The sequence below is a fragment of the Paenibacillus sp. FSL L8-0708 genome (genome assembly GCF_038009325.1).
In the GTDB taxonomy this organism is placed as follows: domain Bacteria; phylum Bacillota; class Bacilli; order Paenibacillales; family Paenibacillaceae; genus Paenibacillus_AQ; species Paenibacillus_AQ odorifer.
On the sequence record NZ_JBBPBC010000001.1, the window covers coordinates 2,043,463 to 2,055,810 of the forward strand.

9 protein-coding genes and 1 other annotated feature (1 of these 10 only partly in view) are annotated in these 12,348 nt (G+C 46.9%); of the genes, 7 read left to right on the plus strand and 2 right to left on the minus strand.

What is annotated here, in order from left to right; genetic code table 11:
- Window positions 1-79 (plus strand) — a binding site (T-box leader); it begins 207 nt to the left of the window's first position.
- 60 nt (window positions 80-139) lie between these two features.
- The 3 genes from pheS (at window position 140) to NYE58_RS09295 (ending at window position 6,027) form a co-directional block, all read left to right on the plus strand.
- Window positions 140-1,174: a phenylalanine--tRNA ligase subunit alpha gene (gene pheS / locus NYE58_RS09285; protein ID WP_076126387.1), complete on the plus strand. Its 1,035-nt coding sequence runs from the start codon at window positions 140-142 to the stop codon at window positions 1,172-1,174.
- A 118-nt stretch (window positions 1,175-1,292) separates the two neighbouring features.
- Window positions 1,293-3,737, plus strand: coding sequence for a phenylalanine--tRNA ligase subunit beta (gene pheT, locus NYE58_RS09290; RefSeq protein WP_076126389.1), 2,445 nt, complete (start codon window positions 1,293-1,295; stop codon window positions 3,735-3,737).
- A gap of 199 nt (window positions 3,738-3,936) precedes the next feature.
- Window positions 3,937-6,027: a hypothetical protein gene (locus NYE58_RS09295; RefSeq protein ID WP_076277653.1), complete on the plus strand. Its 2,091-nt coding sequence runs from the start codon at window positions 3,937-3,939 to the stop codon at window positions 6,025-6,027.
- Between the two features lie 137 nt (window positions 6,028-6,164).
- On the opposite strand, the gene NYE58_RS09300 is transcribed toward NYE58_RS09295, so the two are convergent.
- A complete protein-coding gene (locus NYE58_RS09300) occupies window positions 6,165-6,518 on the minus strand; it encodes a cupredoxin domain-containing protein (protein ID WP_256719075.1) in 354 nt (117 codons plus the stop codon).
- A 316-nt stretch (window positions 6,519-6,834) separates the two neighbouring features.
- Between NYE58_RS09300 and NYE58_RS09305 the strand changes: the two genes are divergently transcribed.
- Window positions 6,835-7,902, plus strand: coding sequence for a GGDEF domain-containing protein (locus NYE58_RS09305; RefSeq protein ID WP_076220126.1), 1,068 nt, complete (start codon window positions 6,835-6,837; stop codon window positions 7,900-7,902).
- Window positions 7,903-7,972: 70 nt separating this feature from the next.
- On the opposite strand, the gene NYE58_RS09310 is transcribed toward NYE58_RS09305, so the two are convergent.
- A complete protein-coding gene (locus NYE58_RS09310; RefSeq protein ID WP_036683548.1) occupies window positions 7,973-8,320 on the minus strand; it encodes a phage holin family protein in 348 nt (115 codons plus the stop codon).
- A 152-nt stretch (window positions 8,321-8,472) separates the two neighbouring features.
- Between NYE58_RS09310 and NYE58_RS09315 the strand changes: the two genes are divergently transcribed.
- The 3 genes from NYE58_RS09315 (at window position 8,473) to NYE58_RS09325 (ending at window position 12,048) form a co-directional block, all read left to right on the plus strand.
- Complete coding sequence (locus tag NYE58_RS09315; RefSeq protein WP_076277654.1) at window positions 8,473-10,839, plus strand: endonuclease MutS2; 2,367 nt, start codon at window positions 8,473-8,475, stop codon at window positions 10,837-10,839.
- Window positions 10,840-10,870: 31 nt separating this feature from the next.
- Complete coding sequence (locus tag NYE58_RS09320; RefSeq protein WP_036683543.1) at window positions 10,871-11,290, plus strand: DUF350 domain-containing protein; 420 nt, start codon at window positions 10,871-10,873, stop codon at window positions 11,288-11,290.
- A 212-nt stretch (window positions 11,291-11,502) separates the two neighbouring features.
- Window positions 11,503-12,048, plus strand: a complete 546-nt coding sequence (locus NYE58_RS09325) for a hypothetical protein (RefSeq protein WP_081387621.1) — start codon at window positions 11,503-11,505, stop codon at window positions 12,046-12,048.
- Window positions 12,049-12,348 lie beyond the last annotated feature (300 nt).

Consider the following 12,348-nt stretch of genomic DNA (forward strand, 5'->3'; position numbering starts at 1 on the left):
AAAAGAGGGAATGAAGCTCTTAAGGGGAACAGATCAGCTTGTCTAACAAGGGTGGTACCACGGTCTTTTCGTCCCTTACCGGGAGGAAAGGCCTTTTTTTGTTGAACTAGACAATGATTGAAGGGGGCTGTACACGGCCATGAAAGAGAAGTTGGAAGCATTGAAGGTTGAAGCGCTGGCTAAGCTGCAGGAGGTTATGGATCCGCAGGTACTAAATGATCTAAGAGTGAAGTATCTCGGTAAAAAAGGTGAGCTTACAGAGGTTCTGCGCGGTATGGGAGGACTTAGTGCTGAGGAACGTCCGGTAATCGGGCAAGTAGCGAATCAGGTTCGCAGTGCTATTGAGGAGATTATCGGCGCAAAGCAGGAGGCTTTTCAAGAGCAGGAAACCCAGCAACGTCTGCAGGCTGAAAAAGTAGACGTAACCTTACCGGGTCGCCGTATGCAGCAAGGGGGCATTCACCCGCTTAGCAGAGTCGTACAGGAGATTGAGGATATTTTTATCGGCATGGGCTACCGTGTAGCTGAAGGCCCGGAAGTAGAGACCGATTATTATAACTTTGAAGCTCTAAATCTGCCTAAGAATCACCCGGCACGTGATATGCAGGATTCTTTCTATTTAACGGATGACCTGTTAATGCGCACACAAACCTCGCCGGTACAGATTCGTACTATGCAGGCTATGAACGGTGAAGCTCCGGTAAAAATCATCTGCCCGGGTAAAGTATTCCGCCGTGATGATGATGATGCAACGCATTCCTTCCAGTTCCACCAAATCGAAGGTTTGGTCATTGGAAGTAACATTCGAATGAGTGATCTGAAGGGCACCCTGCAACAATTTGTGCAGGAGATGTTTGGACCGAATACAGGCATTCGTCTTCGTCCGAGCTTTTTCCCATTCACTGAGCCAAGTGTTGAAGTAGATGTAAGCTGCTTCAAATGTGGCGGCGATGGCTGCAGACTATGCAAGCAAAGCGGATGGTTAGAAATCCTTGGCGCAGGTATGGTGCATCCAAATGTACTGAAAATGGGTGGCTATGATCCTGCTGAGTACAGCGGCTTCGCTTTCGGAATGGGTGTAGAGCGGATTGCAATGCTTAAATACGGCATCGATGACATCCGACATTTCTATAGTAATGACATGAGTTTTGTGAAGCAATTCAAGGGCGTTTAGTTTTTGTGGGCGCGCTGGCTGATAGTGGCGGAGAATGGCTTTGGAGCGTTCTCCCACAGGAAGCAGCGCGAACGACAGTGAAATAAATACATCTGAAACATAAAGGAAGTGAGCGGATATGAAAGTATCAACCGGATGGTTGGCTGATTATACATCGATTGAAGGAGTAACCGCCGAACAGCTAGCGGAGAAGATTACCGCTGCCGGCATTGAGATTGACGGCGTAGAGCGCCGCAATAAAGGCATTTCCGGCATCGTAACCGGCTATGTAAAATCAAAGGAAAAACATCCTGATGCAGACAAGCTGAACGTATGTATCGTGGATGTGGGCCAAGATGAGGAGCTACAAATCGTTTGCGGCGCAAAAAATGTAGCTGCAGGTCAAACTGTACCTGTAGCAATGGTTGGCGCAAAGCTGCCAGGACTGGATATCAAAAAAGCCAAGCTGCGCGGTGTCCTGTCGCAAGGAATGATCTGCTCGGCCAAAGAATTGGGACTGAATGATAAATTGCTTCCAAAAGAGCAACAAGAAGGTATTCTTGTGCTGCCTGAAGGGACAGAGATTGGTCAGGATATTTCCAAGGTCCTCGGTTTAGATGACGAGATTCTGGAATTCGATCTGACTCCGAACCGTTCAGATTGCCTCAGCATGATTGGTGCTGCTTATGAAGTAAGTGCAATTCTTGGGCGTGAAGTTAAATTACCTGATCCAAAAAGCGAAATGATTGAGATCAGTGGTCCTGCTGCGGATTCCATTTCCGTCAAGATTGAAGATGAAGAATACTGCAGCCATTATGCAGTTCGTTATATTGCAGGTGTTAAACCTGCACCATCACCGCTGTGGATTCAGAATCGTCTGATGGCTGCTGGGGTTCGTCCAATTAATAATATCGTGGACATTACCAATTATGTGATGCTGGAATATGGACAGCCGCTGCATGCTTTTGATGCAGATAAAGTACAAGGTGGAGAACTCGGCGTTCGTCTTGCTCATGAAGGTGAAGTTTTGGTTACACTTGACGGTCAAGAGCGTAAGCTAGAGCCGCAAATGCTCGTTATCGCTGATGGAGTAAAAGCTGTAGGTCTGGCCGGAGTAATGGGTGGACGGGATACAGAGGTTACTGCTGAGACGGTAAACCTTGTTCTGGAATCTGCTAAGTTTGATGGAGGAACGATTCGTAAAACCTCGCGTCAATTGGGACTTCGCTCGGAAGCCTCCCTTCGTTTCGAGAAGGAGGTGGATCCAAGTGCAGTTATTCCTGCATTGAACCGTGCAGCCGTACTGATTGCACGTTATGCTGGCGGATCGGTCCATGAAGGCATCGTGCAAGCAGGAACTGACGCTGTTCAAGAGAAGGTTCTCACCTTGTCCTTAGAGAAACTGAATCGTTATCTGGGAACGGATTTGTCCTTGTTGGAAGTGAAGACATTGTTTGGCCGTCTACATTTCAAATGTGGAGATACCGCACAAGGGCTGATTGAAGTTCAAGTCCCAACCAGACGAGGCGATATCAGCTATGATGTTGATCTTATTGAAGAAATTGCCCGCCTGTACGGGTATGACAATATTCCAACGACTCTAATTGAAGGAATTACAACACCAGGAGCACTAACTCACAAGCAAGCGCTCCGTCGTGAACTGCGTCGCCTATTGTCACATGGCGGTTACCAAGAGGTGATGGGTTACTCCTTCATCCAGCCGCAACAAAGCACAATGTTCCCTGAGTTATCAGAAGGAGCAGTAGCGGTGAAGCTGGCTATGCCGATGAGTGAAGAACGCAGCGTACTGCGTACCAGCCTTCTACCACAACTCTTGGATATTGCCAGCTACAATACCAATCGTCGTCAAAGCGACTTGGCATTGTTTGAAATCGGCAACGTCTTCTTCACGGATGAAGAACAGTTGACTCGTCAGCCACGCGAACTGCCGGTGCTGGGGCTGCTGCTTAGCGGAAGCTTAACAGTGAAGCAATGGAATGTTTCGGCACAGCCTGTGGACTTCTTTGATTTGAAGGGCGCGCTGGAAACGGTATTTGCTCATTTAGGGCTGACCGATAAAATCGTCTATGTAGGAGATAGTCCAGAAGGATATCATCCTGGGCGTTCCGCGTCGGTATATTTACTCGGAAACGAGGGTCGTGTGAAGATCGGAACGATGGGACAGATTCATCCGGATCTGCAAAGACAGCTGGATCTGGTGGATACTTATGCGGCGGAAATCTTATTGCAGCCGTTATATGAAAGTGCGCAAAGCCGTTTGCAATATAATGAGCTTCCGCGTTTCCCAGGAATGGAGCGGGATATTGCTGTGGTCGTGGATTCCGCTGTACCAGCGGGCGATCTGCTAGCTTCCATCCGCGATAACGGAGGTTCTTTGCTCCAGTCCGTACAGGTATTTGACGTTTATACTGGTGGTAAGCTGGAGAATGGAAAGAAGAGCATCGCGATCTCACTGCTGTATCGTCATAGTGAACATACACTGACTGATGAGGAAGTAGGAGAGGTGCATGAGAAGGTATTAGCATCTCTTCAACAAACTTTTGGTGCAGAATTAAGAAAGTAGCAGGAATTGTGTAAAGCCGCAGCGAATCCATTTAGAAACTGAGATTCGCTGCGGCTTTTTCTAGGTAGAGTGCAAAGCGGAGAATATCAGCCATAATCTATTGAATATTAGGGATTTTGCCAAATGCTTACCAAAAAAGCTACAATAGAAGAAGTGAAACTAGCTTAGAATCCGCACACATACAAAGGAGGGCACAACTGTGGCTATGGACCGGACACGTGTCGCCGTGGAGATATACGGAACTTCCTATAAACTCGTCGGAAGCAGTACTGAATATATGAAACAAGTGGCCCGTTATGTTGATGAACATATGCGCACGATTTCTAAATCTCACACCAGACTGGACACACCGCGTATAGCGGTGCTTGCAGCTGTACATATGGCGGAGCAGGCTATTCAGGTTCAGGACTTCAAAAATGAACTAAACATGATGACAGGTGAACGCAGTGAACTGCGATTGGAAGTATCTCGCCTGCTGGAGGTACAGCGGGAGCGGCAAGAAGAATTCGAGCGACTTGAAGCTGCGGCCAAAGAAGAGGCTGGGCGACTGATTGCTGCTGCGGAGGAAGAACGTAAGCGGCATTTGGAGATTCAGGAGAATGAACGCAAGGTACATGCGGAACAGCTTCAGGAGGCAGTGCAAGCTGTGGAAGCTGCACGTAAGAAGCTGGAAGAAGAATTGCTTGAGCGCGAGATAGAGCTGCAAGCACTGCGGACAAGCTACGAAGAAGAGCAGGCAGCTAGTCGTGAACACCAGCGGCAGGAACTGGCGAAGGCGGAAGCCATCCGCTTGCAGCAGCTGGAGGAGCAGAAGGCTGCTCATCTGCAAGAGCTGGAGAACATCCGGGAGACGCTGACCAAGGAGAAGACAGACACGCTGTCTGCTCTGCAGCTTGAGCTGACCGAGACCAAGTCAACACTGGAGGAAGAGCTTGAGGTTACCAAGTCTACATTAGGTAAAGAACTCGAAGATACCAGATTGGCGCTGGGTAAGGAGCTTGAGGATACCAAGTTGACGTTAGGTAAAGAGCTTGAGAGTACCAAAGCGAAGTTGAGCAAAGAGCTGGCGGAAGAACGTGAAGCACTGCAGCGGGAACAAACCAAGAATAAGGAACTGCGGCAGTCACAAGGCACTCAAGAGCATAGACATAAGCAAAATATTCAAGAGCTGGAAAAACAGCTGGCTGAGCTTCGTGGTGGGACAGGGCAACTTCAGTCCAGATTACGTGCGGCTGAAGCCAGTCTTAAGAGTGAGCGAGATGCAAGACAGACGCTTCTTGGACAATATGAAGCGATTGTTAAACGTGAAGAACAGCTCAGTGAAGAGCTGCGCACGGCTACTGAGCTGGGCACACTGTTGAATGAGGAGCTGGAAGAGTTACGCCAGCGTTATCAACAGTCACAGAATGAAGCTACAGAGCTAAGAGCGTCACTACAGGAGACGAGTGAAAATCTGCACCGTGTTCAGGAAGAGCTTGCGGGATCAGCAGCAGAGGCGGCTAACTGGCAGGAGCTTTCGGATAAACGCATGGAAGATATTGGTGAACTGGAAATGAATCTGCTGGAGTCTGAGGAGAAATCCGTGTTGCTCCAGAAAGAGATCGACACGCTACGTGGGCAAGCCGATGGATTAGTACAGCAGCTGGATCAGGAGGTTCAGCTTCGTACAGATGCAGAACGCGAAACAGCGGTACTTCGGGAGCAAGGTGTGCAGGCTCAGAGGGAATTGTCTGCGCTTCGTGTTCGTTATGAGGAATTGATTGCTCAATACGACGATGTACTGCAAGAAGGAGAACGCCTGCAGGAAAGATATCAACTGTTGCAGGAAGAAGGCGAAGAGGCAACACGACGCTTAGAAGAGTTATCTGAAGCTAGTCGTGAAGCTGCTGCTACTGTTGCTGAGCAACAGGAAGTGCTGAAGGAAGCAGAGGCGTACGGAGCTTCCTGGAAGCATAAGTACGAGGAACTATCCGATCAGCAGCTGCAGTGGACGGATCTCGAAGCGAAGCTGCGTGAGGAGATCGACATTTGGCAGCAGGAAGCCGGTGAGGCTGAAATGAAGCAGGAAGCTATTGATCGTGAACGTAGCGAAGTGCTTCAGCAGCTAGGTGAAGTTGGTGAAAGCTATGAAATGGTTCAAGGACAGCTTCGTTTGTTGCAGCTCCAGTTTGAAATGCGTCAGGAAGAGTTTGACAAGCTTACAGATGAGCATCGTAACCTTAAAGAGGAATATGCCAAGCTACAAAATGAATATAATGAATGGATTCAACTGATCGAGCAAGACAGTTGAGTGCCGGATGCAAGTAAGAGAGCTGACCTGATGAGTAGAGAGATCTATTTCGGGTCAGCTCTCTTTATTATTGAGCTCAAATTAAAAAAACAGCCGATCTCAGGGGAATCCCTAATAATCGGCTGTTTATGTGTAATCTATTCCACGATGATTGTAGCTCTCATTCCGCTATGTCCGGAGCCACACATAATGGAGCAGGTCATTTCGAAAGTTCCAGCTTCCTCGGGTACGATCACCTTTGAGGATTTTTTTTCATTAAGCTGCAGCTCGAACTCTGGAATAAGGATACCGTGATTGCCGTCATCATTTTTAAAAATGATTTTGACGGGAACACCCTTTTTTAGATGATATTCTTCCTGATCAAAGCTGTAATTTGTAGCTGTAATTATGAGTTCTGTTTCTGCCTCGATTTCCGGCTCCGCTGTGTTAGCATTGCCAGCAGCACTATCATTGTTGTTCCCACAGGCTGTAAGTGCTATAACGAACACCATTGAAAGTAGAATTGCAAATTTTTTAATAATCTAAATCCCCTCCCAAGAAGTCCAAGCATAGTGAAAATGTGACAATTATGTAGACATCATAACTTAAAATTTAAGTAAGCGCTTTGATGAAATGTGAAAAATATGTGAACAGGTAGACTGTTCAAACTTTGTCGTAAATTGCAAAAAAAATGATGAAAATATAACTAAAATTTATTATAATGAAAGCTATTACATTAACGGATAAAAGTAGGGGATACATATTACAAGTATTAATGATGCGCTAAGTACGGAGGTTTGGCACCGTAGAATCTTAAAAGGCTATTGGATGGTAGTCATTCTTTTATTAATCTCACAGTTGCTGTTTTTGTCGAATATTGACCGACTCCAAATAAAAACAGCCATGGATACGAATCTATGGCATTTATTTATAGCCTGTAATTTACTAATTGTGTTCCTTATGATTACTGCGGAGCTGTGGCTGCGTTATAGTAAACAGTCCCCTAAATATGGGGTGGTTAGCTGCGGGTTTTTAGTGTCTTACCTTATGTATTTTGTATTAGAGCCTTTTGTTGACGGTGCTCAGATGACACTTATGATGCCGATTATGGTTGCTCTTATTTATTTTGATCGTAAGCTCCTGTACATAATGGGGTTATTTAGTATTGTGTTTTATGCCGGGGTATATTTTGGGTTGGAACGGCCATTCCTACATAAACCGCTGCTTGAATTCTTGATGGTAGAGTGTGTATTTTTGGTATTTGTACTGATGGCTATTGCAGTAATTATTCGTGCTCGTGAAGCGCGTATTAATTTAGAAAGATTAACCAAGGCGGGCCAAGATCTAATGGTGGAGAGGGCTATTTCGGATAAGCTGCTGAAGATAGACGCACTCACTGGACTCTATAATCATAAAACCTTCCATGAATATTTGGATTCATTATTGGAGCAATGTGAAAGCAACAACCTTCAGCTACAGCTGGCTCTTTTCGATATTGATAACTTCAAGCAAGTGAATGATACCTACGGACACAGGGTTGGAGATCTTGTACTTAAGGTGATAGCGGACAAGGTTGGCGGCATGATTGAGTTAAATGATTTTGCGGCTAGGTATGGCGGGGAAGAGTTCGCTGTGATTTTTACAGATAAAAGTTTCTCGGAGTCCTATGAAGCAGTAGAAAAATTACGGAAAAATATTGCTCGAATTGAACATTTGCAGGCTGGTAACAAGCCGATCACCGTGAGCATTGGAATTTGTGATTATCAGCTTGGGGATGGAAAAGAGCTTCTCTTTCGTAAAACAGACAAAGCGCTCTATACCGCTAAAAAGCAAGGCAAGAACAGAGTGGTCAACTGTGCGGAGAGTCATAAAGAGGAGATTGTGTCTTTTGCATAAAAACAACACAGAACCCCTTATTGCCGGAGAAGAACCGGAATAGGGGGTTCTGTGTTGTGAAGAGCTTTTGTTACTTAGCTGCCTCAAATGGAGTGGATACCGGCAGAAACAGGTCGATAATCCCAATGACAAGAGCTGCTAAGATGGCACCCAGAATGGATACGCTGACTCCGCTGACTACGAATTGAGCGACCCAGATTACTACCGCACTGACAATAAATCCGACGATACCACGACCGAAAGGCGTTGCTTTTTTGCCGAAGATTCCTTCGACTACCCAGCCGAGTAGCGCAATCACCAGTGCAAGGATTAAAGCGCTCCAGAACCCACCAACCGTGAACTGTGGAACAATCCAGCCAACAACCATCAGAACAAGCGCTGCGACCACAAAACGACCAACATGACTTAAGAAATTCACTGTACTAACCTCCTTTGGCCCATGCTAAGGATATGTGCAGTTCTTATTGTGACCTTATTACGTGATTCTATGCTTAAAAATAAGACCCAAATAGCGAAATTGACCTGAATTCTGTATAATGGAAACATCTATGAAGGGAGCTGTGACTGTAATTGGACGACAAAATTTTGCATACGCTTGAATATCGCAAGATTTTAAATAAATTAATGCAATATACGCAAACCCCCATGGGAAGATTAGCTGCGGAGCAGCTAAGGCCCTCCGGCGATTTCGAAGGTGTGAAGAAGCTGCTTCAAGCCACGGATGAAGCGGCTAATGTGGATCGCCTGAAGGGCATTCCTTCGTTCGGCGGGGTAAACGATATTCGAGCTGCACTCAAACGTGCTTCTATAGGCGGAATGCTGGGAACAACTGAGCTGCTGGCCGTTGGAAATACCATTGGCGGCGCACGCAGAGTCAAACGTTTCCTGGCAGCTATGCATGAGGAAGAAAAGATTGAGCTCCTGTTCTCACTGAGCGACGTTTTATCGGAGCAAAAACATGTGGAAGATGCCATCCGTTTATGTATAGACGAGAATGCTGATGTACTTGATACAGCTAGTTCTGAGCTGGCTAACATTCGCCGTGAATTGCGCGGAGGAGAGACCAGAATTCGTGAGAAGCTGGATTCGATGATTCGTTCGTCTTCTGTAGCGAAAATGCTGCAGGATCAGCTGGTGACCATTCGTGGTGATCGGTTTGTTATTCCTGTAAAAGCAGAGTACCGTGCCCATTTCGGTGGTATCGTACATGATCAGTCTGGATCAGGAGCGACTTTATTTATCGAGCCAGAGTCTATTGTGGCGATGAATAATAAACTTCGTGAAACACGGCTGCGTGAGGAACGGGAAATCGAGATCATTTTACACAGGCTGACGGCACTTGTAGCCGACATTGCGGAAGAAATGACCTACGATATTGATATTCTGGGAGAACTGGACTTCATCTTCTCCAAGGCGCGTCTTGCTCGTGATATGAAGGCTACTCAGCCGCGTATGAATGACCGCGGTTATCTTAAGCTGCGCAAAGGGCGGCATCCGCTTATTCCATCGGAGCATGTGGTTCCTTTGGACGTGGAGCTGGGCAATCAATACAGCTCAATTATCGTAACCGGACCGAATACCGGTGGTAAGACCGTTACCCTCAAAACCATCGGCTTGTTGAGCTTAATGTCGATGTCCGGCTTGTTTATTCCAGCAGAGGAAGGCAGCCAGATGTGTGTGTTTGATGCCATTTATGCTGATATTGGCGATGAACAGAGCATTGAGCAAAGTCTGAGTACCTTCTCTAGTCATATGACTAATATTATCTCCATTCTGCGTAGAATGACTCCTAAGAGCCTTATTCTGCTTGATGAGGTGGGGGCTGGAACCGACCCGGCAGAAGGCTCTGCGCTGGCAATTGCCATTCTGGAGCATATTCACCGGATCGAATGCCGTATGGTCGCAACAACACATTATAGCGAACTGAAAGCATACGCTTATGAGCGTAAGGGAGTCATCAATGCCAGTATGGAATTTGATGTCCAGACCCTTAGCCCAACCTATCGCTTGTTGATCGGCGTACCCGGACGAAGCAACGCCTTTGCGATTGCCGAGCGTCTAGGCCTGCCTCATGCGATTCTGGAGCATGCCCGCGGCGAAGTGAAGGAAGAAGATCTGCGCGTGGAGCATATGATTGCTTCTCTCGAAGAGAATCGGCTGGGAGCGGAACAGGAGCATGAACGTGCAGAGGGCATCCGCCGCGAAGTGGAGGAGCTGCGCAGCAGACAACAGCAAGAGCTTGAGAAGCTGGAAAGCCAGCGTGAGAAACGCCTCGAGAAGGCTGAGAAGGACGCCAGCGCGATCCTGGACAAAGCACGTAAGGAAGCTGAGGGAATTATCAGTGATTTGCGCCGCTTGGCTATGGAAGAAGGAGCTTCAGTTAAAGAGCATAAGCTGATTGAAGCGCGGCGACGTCTGGATGAAGCTGAGCCATCACCGCGCAAGAAGGCTGTTACCCGCAAGACTACCAAGGCTCCACGTACAATTGGTCCTGGAGATGAAGTGAAAGTCGACAGCTTGAACCAAAAGGGCTTTGTGGTGGAGCTAAGCGGTACTAAAGAGGCGCTGGTGCAGTTTGGCATTATGAAGATGAAGGTAAGGCTGGATGATTTGGAATTGCTCTCCTCGAAGGCAACAGCTGCGCCAACGGCCCTTCGCCATGCGACAACCGTCAAACGTTCCCGTGATGAGAACATTCGCAGTGAACTGGATTTGCGCGGGACTAACCTGGAGGAAGCTATCATGGAGACAGATCGTTTTATCGATGAAGCCTTTTTAGGTAATCTGGGTCAGATCGCCATCATTCATGGTAAAGGAACGGGTGTGCTGCGTACAGGAATTCAGGAATATTTGCGTAAGCACAAGCATGTGAAGAGTTATCGGCTCGGGAATTATAACGAAGGCGGCGCGGGCGTAACTGTGGCTGAGCTGCAATAGCGGGATTTCCCGGCAGAAAGAAGGGGAAAGCGTGCAAGAAGATATTGATCTTTTGCTGGGTCATCCGCTAGGTGCCTTGCTTGGCTACTTTGCAGTGGCGATTCTTGGGCTGGTTGTATTTCTGTCTTTTTTTGAAATGGTAACGAAATATAATTGCTGGGAAGAAATACGTAAGGGAAACCTGGCAGTGGCAATGGCGACAGGCGGTAAAATCTTCGGAATTTGCAACGTACTGCGTTTCAGTATTGAAGCTGGTGTTTCAATTTACGAGACAATGAAGTGGTCCGTCGTCGGTTTTTTGCTGCTGCTGCTTGCCTATTTTTTATTTGAATTTCTGACCCCTGTATTCTCTATTGACGAGGAGATCGCTGCGGATAACCGTGCTGTTGGACTTATTGCCATGCTGATCTCGGTATCGTTGTCTTATGTAATAGGTGCGGCTATTTTTTAAATCCGTCCTTATAAGGACACCCTGCAAAGGATTATGGATCTGGACAAGCTTTGAATTGAGCAGTCCCACTCTTTGTGGGGTATCTTAGGAGGAAATCATGAAGATTCTCACCCGAGTTCTGTTTCTGTCAGCGATTGCTTTTATAGCAGCCGGTATTATTTATTTAATGATGAATTAAATTTAAAAGTGAAAGTATGAAGGAGATTATAAAGATGGAAACAACTGTATGCCCTTGGTGTCATACTGAAATTGTATGGGACGAGGAATTTGGACCTGAGGAGAATTGTCCTCACTGTAACAATGAGCTTAGCGGATACCGTACGGTCACTGTTGGGATTGACGGCATCGAAGAAGAAGAAGTAGAGGAAGTCGTAGAGGAACCCAAACAAGAGGTTGTTAATGACGATGATCTTTGGGGAGCGCCTGATAAAGACAGCGTAGTTCCAATCTATAATACGCTTAATCAATTCGGCGATGATTATGACTTGAACAAGTACGAAGAGAGTGTCTCAGCTATTCTGGCCATTCAGGAGGAAGCTCCGGAATGTACTCAATGCCATGAGCTTACGATCCTTGCGGGTAAGCAGCCTGTGAGCGGCTTTGAGCCGTCTGCTCCAGCTACACTAGGTAAGTCGGTATTAACCGCTCCATTCTCACTCAATGTTTACGTATGTCCTTCCTGCTTCCATGTTCAGCACAGTCTGGCGCAGGAAGATCGGATTCAGCTCGTACGCAATTTGAGCAACGCTCAGGCGTAAGAATAAGTATATAAAAAAAGGGGCGGTCCCATAAGCTAATAGCTGCTGGGGCGTGCCCCTTCTTTTTTTGGACCTTACTTGACCGTTGACCGTTGTCGGAAGCGTGCGAATATGTAATCACTGTCGGATGCGCATAGTAACCCGCTAACGGACACAACCGGCCTTAATCGCACCATTATCCGATATTTGGAATGCTATCGGACTCGAGTGCAGCTATTGGCTTGAAAAACGCCTATATATGGGCCTCTTTCCAAGGATAGCATCACTGGAGTCCGAAACCTTGCTTTAAAGGCTAAAAAC